The organism is Acinetobacter sp. TAC-1 (assembly GCF_029025845.1).
In the GTDB taxonomy this organism is placed as follows: domain Bacteria; phylum Pseudomonadota; class Gammaproteobacteria; order Pseudomonadales; family Moraxellaceae; genus Acinetobacter; species Acinetobacter guillouiae.
On sequence record NZ_CP118892.1, the window covers coordinates 578,049 to 590,810 of the forward strand.

Consider the following 12,762-nt stretch of genomic DNA (forward strand, 5'->3'; position numbering starts at 1 on the left):
GTTTTTTGATTTGAAATCACCCTATAAAAATTACACGCTACATTTTTTTGAGTTTTGGTAAATGGCGATATTTTCTATGTTGGCTTGAGCATCAGTCATAAGTTGAGTATCGACTTGACCAGGATCTGACTCAGTCGAGACCTTATTGGCAAAGCCTCCAGCTTTGGATGCTGTATCAGAGCCCCCACCAAAAGCATTTAAAGCACTACTTGCAAGACCCGCCCATTTACTAATGGTTTTGCCTGTTGCCTTAGTTTCAGAAGTGGAGAGCACGCGGCTTGCATTGGCTTTTTCAACAGCAAGCGCGGCACAATCCATACTTTTTAGTTCAGTAGTACTCAGTGGGGCAGCAGTTAGGATTGTGCTTGATACAAGTATGGTTATTGTTAGGAGTGTTTTTTTCATTGTTTATTCCATTTGCACATTGGAAACAAAACTATAAATTAAAATAACAAAAACAAAAATTACAAAGCTGTCAGGAAGCGAAATAGGCGCTTCCATAAGGCGGCATTACAATCAAAATCTAAAATATTTTTATATCAATATAAATGACTTAAGCCTATAAGCCATAATTTTTTTATGACCTATAGGCGAGCAAAAATTACTTTTTGGTGAGCAGTAAATTGGCTAAACGATTGACAAACTGGGGGCTGATTGCAGAGAGTTGGAACATAATTTTGGTTTTCAATCCCACAGGCGTATGCGTAGCCGTTAAGATGCTTCCTTTGGCTTTGACTAAGCCAAACACTTGTTCGGCAACATCTTGGGGCGTGAGACTGACCCCAATGTTTTGAATCGCGCCTGCATCCATGTCTGTCACCATCGCTGTTTGGACAAAAAGCGGCATCACATCCAGTACACGAATGCCGTATTTTTGCCATTCGATATCTAGCCCTTCTGTAATACCGCGTACGGCAAATTTACTGGCAGAATAAGAGACTAAATCTGCTTGTCCATAAATGGCTGATGCTGAGGAAAGATTGATGATACGCGCAAATTTTGCTTCTTTCAGATAAGGAAGTGCGGCATGACAGCCATTTAAAACGCCATTGACATTGATATTGATTGTGCGGTGATGGTCACTAATCTGAGTTTTTTCAAAATCTCCAGAATAAAGAATCCCAGCATTATTGACTAAAATGTTGAGGCCATTTGCCCATTGAGAAAATTCTTTAAGCGCGGTTTGCCATTGTGCATAATCGCTCACATCTAATTTGCCCGCTTTGGCATTGTCACCCAATTGATCTGCTAAAATTTGAGCCTGCGCTTCATTGATATCATAAATACCAACTTGATAACCTTGTTGGTAGAATAGACGTGCAATCGCAGCCCCAATCCCTTGCGCAGCACCACTAATGAATATGCTTTGACTCATTGCAGCATCCTTTTTAGTTTATTTTGATTGCAAAGAGTTGAACATAAAACATGCATAACAACAAGTGTTGTGCAGTCATTTGTTATTGATCTTAAAGGACATAAAATGCAACAGCTATTCGCCATCATGAAACAATTACGTGCAGAATGCCCTTGGGATCGTGAACAGACACCTGAAAGTTTAACGCGCTATGCGATTGAAGAAGCATATGAGGTAGAAGAAGCAGTACGTTCTGGTGATATAGATGAAATTAAAAATGAATTAGGTGATTTATTGCTGCAAGTGGTTTTTCAATCACAGATGTACAGTGAGCAGGGGGCTTTTGATTTTAACGATGTTGTCGATGTACTTTGTCAAAAATTGATCCGACGCCATCCACATGTTTTCCAAAAACAACAATTTGATAATTTAACGCCTGAACAAGTGTCGGTGTTGTGGCAGGAAATTAAACAACAAGAAAAACAGGGCAAAACTCAATCTCGATTAGATGCGGTAAAACATGGTCCCGCTTTATCTCAGGCAGAAAACATTCAAAAAAATGTCGCAAAAGTAGGCTTTGATTTTCCTGATGTGGCGCAGGCCTACGATAAAGTCAAAGAAGAACTGGCAGAGTTTGAAGAGGCGCTGCAATCGGAAAAACCTGATGAAATTATGGATGAATTTGGTGATTGTTTATTTTCTTTAATCAATGTAGGGCGTAAACTAGGCATTTCAAGTGAGATGGCGCTGTTAGGAACCATTTATAAATTTAAATCTCGCTTTGCTTATATTGAAGATCAAATCAATTTTAAAAATAAAAGATTAGAAGATGTGTCTTTAGAAGAAATGGATCTTCTTTGGGATCAGGCAAAGCAACAATTAAAATCACAGGTTAGCAATGAGTAATCAGCATTTTTATTTTAATCGTGTAGTAAAACTAATTAAATCGTCTTTTTTATTGGTGCTTTTGAGTTGCTCCTTGAGCTTGTATGCACAACAGTTTGATCAAGCTTATCTCAACTGGAAAGCACAACAACAGGCCCATGATGCACAATTAAAAAAAGTCGACGATCAATACTATCTTTCACGACCGAATAGCCAAAAATCGCCATCGAACAGTAGTCACAAAGGCCCTTCATCATCTGCCCAGTCTTCAAACAGCTCAGCTTTAAAAGTCAGTTTAAATTCTGCAAATGCTGAACAATTACAACAGCTCACGGGTGTGGGGGCAAAGAAAGCACAGGCGATTATTGCTTATCGTAATCAGAATGGCGGATTTAAAAGTATCGATGACTTAAAAAAGGTCAAAGGGATTGGCGAGAAACTTTTCGAGCAGAATAGAGCACGGCTGAGTTTATGATGGGTTTAACAGCCTGTAGATCGACGAATTATCAATAGTCCATAAATTCAAGTGAAGTTTGCGAGAATCAAATTGCCCTTTAGCTGTGTAAGCGATATCATTAGCACAATTATGATTTTTACGTCCTGACGTAGGAGACAGTGTCTTTTGCAAACTTTGCGTGCGTCAAAGTGTGGGTTATCCACCGCTCAATTACCTTCCTCCATTTTAGATGTTATTGATTCTTTAACTAAAGCTGGCTATGAAGCTTATATAGTCGGTGGTGGTGTACGTGATTTAATGCTTGGCTTAAATCCGAAAGACTACGATGCTGTGACCAATGCAACACCTTCACAGGTGAAAGAGGTATTTGGTCGTCGTTGCCGAATTATTGGGCGACGTTTTGAATTGGCACATGTGTACTCAGGTCGTGAATTGATTGAGGTGGCGACATTCCGTGCCCCACCGAAAAAAGCCATTACCTCTGCACAAGGGATGATTTTACGTGACAACAATTGGGGAACAATAGAGCAAGATTTTGCTCGACGTGATTTTTCCATCAATGCCATGTATTACCAACCTCGAAAAGGGGAAGTGCTCGATTTTTGTCATGCTATTGATGATATAAAAACTAAAACTTTAAGACTATTGGGTGATCCAGCACTTCGTTTTGAAGAAGATCCAGTACGGATGTTGCGTACATTACGTTTTGCTGCGAAGTTAAATTTTAGTATAGATCCTAAAATATTAGACGTTTTTACCCAAGAAATGACGCAATTGCTGCGTGATGTTTCTCCACATCGTTTATATGATGAGTCGCAAAAATTATTCACCATGGGGCATTTGCATCGTGTGATGCCGATGTTGATTGAATTTGGTATTTGGAAGCAATTATTTGCTGATATTAGCCCTGAGATTACCCAATTTATAGAGCGTGCAGCGAAGAATACCGATCAACGGATTCAAATGGGTAAAACCATTAATCCTGCATTTTTCTATGCGGTATTGCTCTGGAATAATTTCTTAGCGCGTTGTGATTTCTACCATGCTAAAGGTGTGGTTGCTGCAGAAGCACGTGCTCAAGCAGGTTTGGATGTGTTAAAACGCCAAGCGACACGAACCATTATTCCTCGTTTTGCCGAAACCTTTATTCGTGAAGTCTGGGAAATGCAAAGTCGTTTGCTCAACCCGAAACCACAACAGATTGAAGCGCTTTCAGGTCATGCACGTTTCCGTGCAGGATTTGACTTCTTGCTGTTGAGAGAGAAGTCAGGTGATGCTTCTACTAATGGTATGGGTGCATGGTGGGAAGCTTACCAAGACATGTCGACTGATGAGAAAGAGCGTGCAATTGGCAGCTATAATCGTCAGCGTGCCAAGAGTCGTAAGAAACTTGCTGAAGTTGCCCCTGTTGAAGATGTAAAAGCAGCAGCTTCCACGCAAATTGAACCATTGGTGAAAGAACAAGAATCTCGTAGCCGTCGTTCGCGGACTAAGCCAAATTCAACATCATCTCAAGATTTTAGAAGTAGAAATGATGCTCGAACAGCAGTAAACAAAGGCGAGATCACAGCGGATCATCCAATTACCAAGCGTAGACGCGTACAACGTGATTTAAGCAGTGTGATTTTTGGACCGACCCAATCATGATTAAAACCTATATTGGTTTAGGCAGTAATCTAGGTGATTCTGAGCAAATTTTACGGGAAGCTGTAGAAAAACTCAGAAACTTAGGTGTTGTTATCGTTTCAAAGCTGTATCAAAGCCCGCCGATGGGGCCTCAAGATCAGCCAAATTATCACAATGCAGTTGCAGAATTACACACCGATTTAGCGCCTTTGGCCTTGCTGGATGAGCTGCAACGTATTGAAAATGAATCAGGTCGAGTACGGTTACGCCGCTGGGGTGAGCGTACTTTAGATCTAGATCTTTTGCTTTATGCTGAAAAAAACATTATAAATGAGCGGCTCACAGTACCGCATATCGGTATTTTAGAGCGTGATTTTGTGGTGATTCCATTGTTGGATCTCGATCCTGAGATCCAAGTCAATGGACAATCATTGCAAAAGTTAGATTTCGTGCAACATTCAACCCTTCGTGTTTTAGCAGATCAGTCATGGGCTGATTAAAGGATTGAATGGGCAGAGGAACTCTCATTGATAGAGGAATATCGTCATGATTAGCCTAAGTGATTTAAGACAATTCAAAACTCAGGGACGTAAATTTTCATGCTTAACTTGCTATGATGCAAGTATGGCAAAAGGTATGGAAGTTGCTGAGATTGACACCATTTTGATTGGTGACTCTTTAGGGATGACAATCCAAGGGCATGATTCTACCTTGCCTGTGACTGTTGCAGATATGGCTTATCATACTGCGGCTGTACGTCGTGCAAATCAACATGCGTTTGTCCTGTGTGATTTACCCTTTATGAGTTATGCCACGCTCAATGATGCGTTGCTCAATTCAAAAACCGTGATGCAAGCGGGCGCTCAAATGGTGAAAATTGAGGGCGGTGAGTGGCTGGCTGAAACTGTAGAAGTTTTGACACGAAATGGTATTCCTGTTTGTGTACATTTGGGTTTAACACCACAATCGGTGCATGTTTTTGGTGGTTATAAATTACAAGCGAAAACGCGTGAATCAGCAGATCAACTGATTGCGGACTGTAAAGCTGTAGTTGAGGCAGGTGCCGCTGTGTTATTGCTTGAATGTGTTCCGGCACAGATGGGTAAAGAAATTGCTGAATTGTTCCCACACGTTCCTGTGATTGGCATTGGTGCTGGTGCAGATACCGATGGTCAAGTACTTGTGGTGCAAGATATGCTTGGTTTGACGTTTGGTAAAGTGGCACGTTTTGTACGTAATTTTATGAAAGAACAAGCAGGGGAAACTGCAATCGTGGATGCATTTAAGGCATATCATGTTGCTGTACAAGAGCAATCATTCCCTGCCAAAGAACATACTTTCCAAGTAGAGCTGTAAACATGAAAACAGAAACGACCATTCAAGGATTAACAGCATCACTTCAACCTGCTCGATCGGCACGTAAAATCATTGGTTTTGTACCGACGATGGGAAATCTACATCAAGGCCACTTAAATCTGGTTCGTGAAGCGCGTAAATTATGTGATGTGGTGGTGGTCAGTATTTTCGTCAATCCAATCCAATTTGGACCGAATGAAGATTTTGATAATTATCCTCGTACACTTGAGCAAGACAGTAATTTACTTGCTGAAGTGGGTTGCGACATTGTTTTTGCACCTTCTGTGGAACAAATGTATGGTAAATTCCCACGCTTAACCAATATTAGTGTGGGCGAAATTACCAATGACTTGTGCGGATTACAACGTCCAGGTCATTTTGATGGTGTTGCTGTTGTTGTCACCAAATTATTTAATATTGTACAGCCGAACTTTGCATTTTTTGGACAGAAAGATTATCAACAATTGGCTGTGATTAAGCAGGTTGTTCGTGATTTGAATATGCCAATTGAAGTGATTGGTGTGCCAATTGCACGTGCTGAAGATGGTTTGGCCTTAAGTTCTCGTAATGGTTACTTATCTGAACAAGATCGTCAAACAGCTCCTGTTATTTTTAAGAGCTTAACGACTGCTGAACAAGATTTACATGCAGGTAAAACACTTGTAGATGTCTTGGCGCAAATTCGTGAAAGTTTAAATGATGCAGGGTTGATTGTGGATTATGTCGAAGCACGTAGTCCAACGTTGCAAAAAGTTGAACAATTCGACCAAGATGTTGTATTGTTTGTTGCAGCGAAATTAGGCAAGACTCGTCTGATTGACAATTTACAAGTAAAACATTTTACATAAACTTTGCTTTTAGGATCGCCATGCCATGAAGCGCATACTTATCGTAACAGGACAGTCTGGTTCAGGTAAATCATCTGCTTTGCAGGTGCTTGAAGATTTGGGTTATTACTGTATCGATAATTTGCCTTTGGCATTGCTTCCTGAAATCGTTGAAAAGCTGGATAGAGAAAACAATTTAGAATTATTGGCACTGGGTGTCGATGTTCGAAGCGCCAAAGAAGATTTACAAGGTTTTGATCAGGTTTTTCAACAGTTACAGAAACATGGCAGCGTAGACGTTATTTATTTAACGACGCGTGATCAGGAGTTGATTTCACGTTTTAGCGCATCGCGACGTCCACATCCTTTGTCAAACCGCTTCCAAAGTTTGAATGAATGTATTCAAGAAGAAAAAAATTTATTGCTCCCCATTCAACTGCGAGCAACAGTACATATCGATACAACGGATAAAAGTGTACACGATTTAAAAGATACCTTATTGTCCAAACTGGGACAGTCCGATAAACTCATTTTAATTTTGCAATCTTTTGGTTATAAACATGGTATTCCATTAGATGCAGATTTTGTTTTTGATGTAAGGCATTTGCCGAATCCACATTGGGATTTAGAGTTACGTAAATATTCGGGTTTAGATGAACCAGTACGTAAATTTTTAGAAGCCAGCGAGCAAGCAAATGAGATGTATCAAGACATCTATCAGTTTTTAAATAAGTGGTTGCCTGCTTTTTCGGAAGGTCATCGTCACTATATTACAGTGTCAATTGGCTGTACGGGGGGGCAACATCGTTCGGTTTATATTGTGGATAGGTTGAAAAAGGCTCTTGAGTCGAAATGGACTATTCAGGTATTACATAGAGAAATGAAGCACTGGTCATGATTGACACAACTGTTGACGTAATTAATAAATTAGGATTACATGCGCGTGCATCTGGAAAACTAATCGAAGTCACGACTAAATTTAAATGCTCTATTCAAATTGGTAAGGGTGACAAGTTAGTCGATGCCAAGAATATCCTTTCTTTACTTATGCTCGGAGCGGGTAAAGGAACCACCTTGCGTCTAGTGATTGATGGTGCAGATGAAGAAAAAGCTTTGTCTGAAGTTCAAGCACTGTTCGCAGATAAATTTTACGAGGCAGAATAATCGTGGCACGTCGTCCGCAACGTTTTACTGAAGATGATTTTGAGTCTTTAGAAGGGCGTGCAAGTAAAACCGAACAGAAAAAAGCTGTACAACGTATGGCTGCTTTAGGTGAACAACTCGCAGAGTTGTCGAAGAAACAAATTGAATCTTTACCTGTTGAAGATCGGTTGATTGAGGCTTTGCTTGATGTGCAATTGATCACGTCTTTTGAAGCACGTCGCCGTCAATTTCAACGGATTGGAAAGCTTTTGCGTAATGAAGACGAAGCTATCATTTTGTCTTATTTAACCCCTAAACAAGGGATTAAAAAGTTGGCGCAATTGGATCGTTGGGTTGATCGAATGATTGAACAGCGTGATCCTGCAATTAAAGAATTCTGTAAATCTTATAATGCTGCAGAAAGTCATTCTTTACGTCAGCATGTATTGCGCATTCATCGGGATATCACCCGTCAAGCTACTGCTGAAGAATTAGCGGCTTCTAAACTTAAGCTATTAAATTATGCCCAACAAGTGGCTTTGATTTCGGATAATTCCAAGTAAACTCAAATAAATGTTCGTGGCAAATAAAAAACGACCCTTTTGGGTCGTTTTTTATATTTAACCGAGATAGGAATTAAACTTTTGATGGCATCATGGGCATGTTTTCGCCTGGTTTAAATTCTGGTTGGAATTTAACAACACATTTACCATCGATGATTTTATCACCCATTTTTACTTGGATTGCTTTGCCATCAGTCTGGCCTGCACATGATTTTTGAATCGCATCCCACTGTGCTTTACGTTCTGCACGTTTTTGTGCAAATTCTTGCTTAATTTGAGCACGTTGTTCTTCGGTCATGTCTTTCATACGTGGCCCGTCATGACGCATCATATGGCCACGTTGTTCTCCATCACGACGGAAATCTTGTTTCATCTCTTTCATCGCCTTGTGATCAGGCTTGAATACGATATTACATGTACCATTAATATTTTGCTGACCTGCTGTCACCTGAACCGTTTGACCAATTGCTTTACCATCACAGGCTTTTTGCATTTGTTGGCGTAACGCTTTATGTTGAGCACGCTTCTGTTTCATTTCTTCACGTTGTTCTGGTGACATTTTATGATGCTCACCATGCATCATTGGGCGACCATCTGGACCGTCTTTAGGACCAGGATTGGATTGGCAGGCTGTCAAAGCCCCCGCAGTTAAAATACTTGCTGATACCAGTGCGATTTTTGTCATTGCTTTCATTGTTACTACTCCAATGAATATTTTGATGTTCTGTTGATACAGTAAAGATTAAATAATAATGATGTAGAAACAATGGAGAGAATTTTGAGCAACTGTTGGGTACAATGTTGAAATGAGAAGAAAAACGTGAGACCAGTTTTGAAAATACGTCGAGTTCCCATTGCATTACGCTTATTTCTGACTGTTTTGTTGACAACTTTAGTCATTACAACAGTGAGCTTGGGTGTCTTACATTGGACCATGCAAAAGAACTTTGCCAGATATGTTGCAGATGTTGAAATGCAGAAACTTGATCATCTGATCGAAAACTTGGCAGATGTATATGGGGTCTATCAAGACTGGGGTAACGCGGTTCAAGCACAGATTTTGCAAATTGAAGGTGATGCTGCGCCTGATGATTATGATAAATTATCACGCTGGTGGCTACGTCGTCAGTATGATATCGCTTTACAGCAACGCTACTTTAAAGAACATACAATGGTGACGACTTTGGGACAAACGGACGGTGCAGTTCATAAGTCTCAGCTGGATAAAGAAGAACTGAAAATTCTCGAAGAAAATTTACCCTCGGCTTATCAACCTTTTGAAGGTTTGAAATTTCCGCTTAGTTCAAATCAAAACTTATATAGACCCTCAGATCGTAAAGCAAATAAACCGCCTATAGGTAAAGATAAAAGTCATCTTTCAGCAGGACACGAAGCAGCAGCTTCTGCAGCGAAAGAAGCATCAACGCGAGATCCGATGCGAACGGTAAATCCGCAGAATGGCAAAAAGATATTTGTGTCATTGCCTGACCGTTTGGGACTGAGTTCACGACTTTCTTTATATGATGCAAAACAACAGTTTATTTTAGGTGAACCGTCAGATGATCAGGTGTCTTATCGTCCGATTTTAGTCAATGACGAAGTGGTCGGTTACTTGGGTTTAAAACCAGTTTTAGATCAGGATGATGCGCTGAGTATTAACTTCTTTAGTAATCAAAAGCGTTATTTAGTGCTGATTTATATCTTCACCTTCTTATCCAGTTTGGTTGCAGCATTGTTATTGGCGACTTATTTTAAAACACCGATTCAACGTTTATTGAACGCAACTCGCGAACTAACCAAAGGTAACTACCAGCATCAAGTGGTGATTAACCGCAATGATGAATTAGGAGACTTGTCGACAGAGTTAAATCAGTTGGCCGTCATTCTTGACCAGCATGAAACATCACGCCGTCAGTGGGTTGCAGATACTTCACATGAGTTAAAAACGCCATTAGCAGTATTACAAGCACAGATTGAAGCCATGCAAGATGGGATTCGCAAGCCGACACCTGAACATTTTGAAGCGATGTTACGTCAGGTTACGAGCTTGAAAAAGTTGACACAGGATTTAGCCGATTTGGCGCAAGCTGAAGCACAACAATTAAAATGCTACTTTGCAGAAATTGATCCTTGGTCGGTGGTTTTACAAGAAATAGAGAATTTTAAACCTAAATTTGAACAGGCTGATTTAACAATTTCTGCCACAGGTGAGGGAGCGAAATTACAATTAGATATAGATCGCTTTAAGCAAATTATGGTCAACTTACTTGGAAATAGTATTCGCTATACTGAGGCAGGTGGTGAAGTCCAAGTGCATACAGAGCAAGATGCAGATTCTTGGAGTGTGATCGTCGATGATAGCCCATTGGGTCTGAGTGATGAACAGATTGCACACTTGGGCGAACGTTTCTATCGTGTGGATAATTCACGTACACGTAGTACGGGTGGTACAGGATTGGGCTTGGCTTTATCAGGTAAAATTGCACAAACACTCGGTGGTCAGCTTACTTTTGATCATTCGCCATTAGGCGGTTTGCGTTGCAAACTGACATTTTCAAAACATACTAAAGTTTAAAAGGAATAGTACAACATGAAGCATATCATGCTGGTAGAGGATGAAGTTGAACTTGCGCAATTGGTGCGGGATTATCTAGAAGCAGCGGGCTTTGAAGTCAGTATGTTTCATGATGGTCAAGAAGCTTATGACAGCTTCCTGCAACGCAAGCCAAGTTTAATGGTGTTGGATTTGATGGTCCCGCGTATGGATGGTTTGACCATTTGCCGTAAAGTACGTGAGCAAACCGACTTACCGATTATCATGGTGACTGCACGAACTGAAGAAATCGATCGTGTCTTGGGTTTAAATATGGGAGCAGATGACTATGTCTGCAAACCTTTTAGCCCAAAAGAGTTGGTGGCACGTGTACAAGCGGTATTACGCCGTTTAGAACGTAAAGCTGAACCTGAAGCCAATGACTTATTTCGTATTGATAAAGCACAACAACGTATCTGGTATCAACAAAAATCGTTGAATTTAACGCCAACTGAATTCCGCCTTTTAGAGCTTTTCCTCGAACATTTGGGACAAGTCTATTCTAGAGCGCAACTTTTAGACCATATTAACCCAGATAGTTTTGATGTTGCTGACCGTGTTATTGATAGTCATATCAAGAACTTACGTCGTAAAATATCTGAAGCTGCGGAAACTGGAAATCGTCATGAATGGGTACAAGCTGTTTATGGCGTAGGCTACCGTTTTGAATATCCAGAAGATTAAGTTTTCAACATTTTAAGTTCATCATTGTGGATAAACACAGGTTTATCCACAGATATTGTGGGTAAATGTTTATAAATGTAAAAAGTTATGTTTGAAAAATAAACATATAACTTTATGTTTATTGATACATTCTGATTTTGACTGAATCGTGGATAGATAGAGCTTAGGTCTGTTGGTCAAATGTGCGATCCAAAGCCCGCTAATTATTTAATGTGTTGATAAACCGCCAATACCTGCTTTTGGGCTTTGGTCAGGCTCTTGCTCACAAGCTCATAAGAGCCTTCAACTAAGTCTTGAATCAGATCAGCACTGATCTGTTCGCCTTCATAGACTGAAATCCAATGACGTTTATTCATATGGTAGCCCACCTGAATCGAGGGGTAGAGATCTCTCAACATTTCGCCATGATCAGGTTCAACTTTTAAATTAATCAGTTTTTTGCCATGCAGTTCAGAGCCTAACATAAACATTTTTCCCATCACTTTAAAAACAGGAACATCCTCACCAAAAGGATAGTCAGGTTCGGATTTAGGTAAATGTGATGCAATCTTAAATGCTAAAGTTCGGATTTCTTCACCAGTCATCATTGTCTCTTTTTAAAATATTCTTTATGAATAAATGCTAATCACTGTTCCATCATCGACCAGCTTCCAAATTTCATCCATGTCTATATTTCTAACGGCAATACACCCCCATGTCCAGTCATTTCTAGGTAAGTAGGTCATTAAACTAGGCAGCTTTTCCACTTGTGAGCGTGTTGCTGAACCATGAATCATAATGTCACCACCAGGAGAAACACCGAGTTGGTTGGCTTTAGATTTATCCTGTTGGTTTGGATAGGACACATGCAGCGATTTATAAAATGCACTATTGGGATTCCGCCAATCTAGAATATAACGACCTTCAGGGGTTTTTCCATCACCTTCTTTAACTTTATGTCCAATAGGATCAAAGCCTAAGCGCATTGGATATGTTCGTATGTCTTGATCATGATGCATGAGTTTAACAATACGATCTGATTTATAAACTTTAACTTCGGTGATTGGCGTGTTTTGACGAAGTCGTTGAATCTCTTGCTCAGATAAATTCTGCACATGTATAGCAGCATTTGCGGTTGGAATAAATTGATTATATTTTTGATAAGTCCAGACACTTGCTATAGCTATAGCCAAAAGAATCAAGCATGGAATGAGGTATTTTTTATTCATTTTAGAATACTAATGTTGTAAAACCCTGTATTGCCTAAATTTTATTCATTCTAAAGACAAAAGCTG

At 40.0% G+C, this 12,762-nt stretch carries 16 protein-coding genes; 11 read left to right on the forward strand and 5 right to left on the reverse strand.

Annotation, left to right across the window (positions count from 1 at the left end; all coding sequences use genetic code 11):
- Positions 1 to 30: 30 nt before the first annotated feature.
- Positions 31 to 405 (reverse strand): hypothetical protein, encoded by a 375-nt coding sequence (locus PYV58_RS02710; protein ID WP_034612372.1) that lies wholly within the window; start codon positions 403 to 405, stop codon positions 31 to 33.
- Between the two features lie 196 nt (positions 406 to 601).
- Positions 602 to 1,375 (reverse strand): SDR family oxidoreductase, encoded by a 774-nt coding sequence (locus PYV58_RS02715; protein WP_034612375.1) that lies wholly within the window; start codon positions 1,373 to 1,375, stop codon positions 602 to 604.
- Between the two features lie 105 nt (positions 1,376 to 1,480).
- Between PYV58_RS02715 and mazG the strand changes: the two genes are divergently transcribed.
- From mazG to yjgA, 9 genes are all read left to right on the forward strand, one after another.
- Entirely contained in the window at positions 1,481 to 2,260 is a 780-nt protein-coding gene (mazG, locus tag PYV58_RS02720) for a nucleoside triphosphate pyrophosphohydrolase (RefSeq protein ID WP_034612378.1), read from the forward strand.
- On the forward strand, positions 2,253 to 2,714 hold the full coding sequence (locus tag PYV58_RS02725) for a ComEA family DNA-binding protein (RefSeq protein WP_004817015.1): 462 nt from the start codon (positions 2,253 to 2,255) through the stop codon (positions 2,712 to 2,714). Before mazG ends, PYV58_RS02725 begins: the two co-directional genes overlap by 8 nt.
- Positions 2,715 to 2,861: 147 nt before the next feature.
- Entirely contained in the window at positions 2,862 to 4,343 is a 1,482-nt protein-coding gene (gene pcnB / locus PYV58_RS02730) for a polynucleotide adenylyltransferase PcnB (protein WP_034612381.1), read from the forward strand.
- Positions 4,337 to 4,822 carry a 2-amino-4-hydroxy-6-hydroxymethyldihydropteridine diphosphokinase gene (gene folK / locus PYV58_RS02735; protein WP_034612384.1) on the forward strand — a complete coding sequence of 162 codons (486 nt, stop codon included), beginning with the start codon at positions 4,337 to 4,339 and terminating at the stop codon, positions 4,820 to 4,822. Before pcnB ends, folK begins: the two co-directional genes overlap by 7 nt.
- Before the next feature lie 46 nt (positions 4,823 to 4,868).
- Positions 4,869 to 5,678 carry a 3-methyl-2-oxobutanoate hydroxymethyltransferase gene (gene panB, locus PYV58_RS02740; RefSeq protein ID WP_004725927.1) on the forward strand — a complete coding sequence of 270 codons (810 nt, stop codon included), beginning with the start codon at positions 4,869 to 4,871 and terminating at the stop codon, positions 5,676 to 5,678.
- A 2-nt stretch (positions 5,679 to 5,680) separates the two neighbouring features.
- On the forward strand, positions 5,681 to 6,526 hold the full coding sequence (panC, locus tag PYV58_RS02745; RefSeq protein WP_034612387.1) for a pantoate--beta-alanine ligase: 846 nt from the start codon (positions 5,681 to 5,683) through the stop codon (positions 6,524 to 6,526).
- A 25-nt stretch (positions 6,527 to 6,551) separates the two neighbouring features.
- A complete protein-coding gene (rapZ, locus tag PYV58_RS02750) occupies positions 6,552 to 7,403 on the forward strand; it encodes an RNase adapter RapZ (protein WP_004725931.1) in 852 nt (283 codons plus the stop codon).
- Positions 7,400 to 7,669, forward strand: coding sequence for an HPr family phosphocarrier protein (locus PYV58_RS02755; protein ID WP_004725933.1), 270 nt, complete (start codon positions 7,400 to 7,402; stop codon positions 7,667 to 7,669). The genes rapZ and PYV58_RS02755 overlap by 4 nt, the downstream gene beginning before the upstream one ends.
- Positions 7,670 to 7,671: 2 nt before the next feature.
- Positions 7,672 to 8,211, forward strand: a complete 540-nt coding sequence (gene yjgA / locus PYV58_RS02760) for a ribosome biogenesis factor YjgA (protein ID WP_004725935.1) — start codon at positions 7,672 to 7,674, stop codon at positions 8,209 to 8,211.
- 73 nt (positions 8,212 to 8,284) lie between these two features.
- Here yjgA and PYV58_RS02765 read toward each other — a convergent pair whose 3' ends face one another.
- Entirely contained in the window at positions 8,285 to 8,905 is a 621-nt protein-coding gene (locus tag PYV58_RS02765) for a hypothetical protein (RefSeq protein ID WP_034612391.1), read from the reverse strand.
- 138 nt (positions 8,906 to 9,043) lie between these two features.
- On the opposite strand from PYV58_RS02765, the gene baeS reads away from it, so the two are divergent.
- Together baeS and PYV58_RS02775 are read left to right on the forward strand one after the other, a co-directional pair.
- Positions 9,044 to 10,786: a sensor histidine kinase efflux regulator BaeS gene (baeS, locus tag PYV58_RS02770; protein WP_034612452.1), complete on the forward strand. Its 1,743-nt coding sequence runs from the start codon at positions 9,044 to 9,046 to the stop codon at positions 10,784 to 10,786.
- 15 nt (positions 10,787 to 10,801) lie between these two features.
- Complete coding sequence (locus PYV58_RS02775; RefSeq protein ID WP_004725942.1) at positions 10,802 to 11,488, forward strand: response regulator; 687 nt, start codon at positions 10,802 to 10,804, stop codon at positions 11,486 to 11,488.
- 203 nt (positions 11,489 to 11,691) lie between these two features.
- On the opposite strand, the gene PYV58_RS02780 is transcribed toward PYV58_RS02775, so the two are convergent.
- Both PYV58_RS02780 and PYV58_RS02785 read right to left on the reverse strand, forming a co-directional pair.
- Entirely contained in the window at positions 11,692 to 12,072 is a 381-nt protein-coding gene (locus PYV58_RS02780; RefSeq protein WP_034612395.1) for an MmcQ/YjbR family DNA-binding protein, read from the reverse strand.
- 24 nt (positions 12,073 to 12,096) lie between these two features.
- Positions 12,097 to 12,696 (reverse strand): L,D-transpeptidase family protein, encoded by a 600-nt coding sequence (locus PYV58_RS02785; protein WP_004817028.1) that lies wholly within the window; start codon positions 12,694 to 12,696, stop codon positions 12,097 to 12,099.
- Between the last annotated feature and the right edge of the window lie 66 nt (positions 12,697 to 12,762).

Bases quoted from the DNA above. Each gene is read 5' to 3' on its own strand.
- PYV58_RS02710 (WP_034612372.1), bottom strand. From the start codon at position 405: ATGAAAAAAACACTCCTAACAATAACCATACTTGTATCAAGCACAATC.
- PYV58_RS02715 (WP_034612375.1), bottom strand. From the start codon at position 1,375: ATGAGTCAAAGCATATTCATTAGTGGTGCTGCGCAAGGGATTGGGGCT.
- mazG (WP_034612378.1), top strand. From the start codon at position 1,481: ATGCAACAGCTATTCGCCATCATGAAACAATTACGTGCAGAATGCCCT.
- PYV58_RS02725 (WP_004817015.1), top strand. From the start codon at position 2,253: ATGAGTAATCAGCATTTTTATTTTAATCGTGTAGTAAAACTAATTAAA.
- panB (WP_004725927.1), top strand. From the start codon at position 4,869: ATGATTAGCCTAAGTGATTTAAGACAATTCAAAACTCAGGGACGTAAA.
- panC (WP_034612387.1), top strand. From the start codon at position 5,681: ATGAAAACAGAAACGACCATTCAAGGATTAACAGCATCACTTCAACCT.
- rapZ (WP_004725931.1), top strand. From the start codon at position 6,552: ATGAAGCGCATACTTATCGTAACAGGACAGTCTGGTTCAGGTAAATCA.
- PYV58_RS02755 (WP_004725933.1), top strand. From the start codon at position 7,400: ATGATTGACACAACTGTTGACGTAATTAATAAATTAGGATTACATGCG.
- PYV58_RS02765 (WP_034612391.1), bottom strand. From the start codon at position 8,905: ATGAAAGCAATGACAAAAATCGCACTGGTATCAGCAAGTATTTTAACT.
- PYV58_RS02775 (WP_004725942.1), top strand. From the start codon at position 10,802: ATGAAGCATATCATGCTGGTAGAGGATGAAGTTGAACTTGCGCAATTG.
- PYV58_RS02780 (WP_034612395.1), bottom strand. From the start codon at position 12,072: ATGACTGGTGAAGAAATCCGAACTTTAGCATTTAAGATTGCATCACAT.
- PYV58_RS02785 (WP_004817028.1), bottom strand. From the start codon at position 12,696: ATGAATAAAAAATACCTCATTCCATGCTTGATTCTTTTGGCTATAGCT.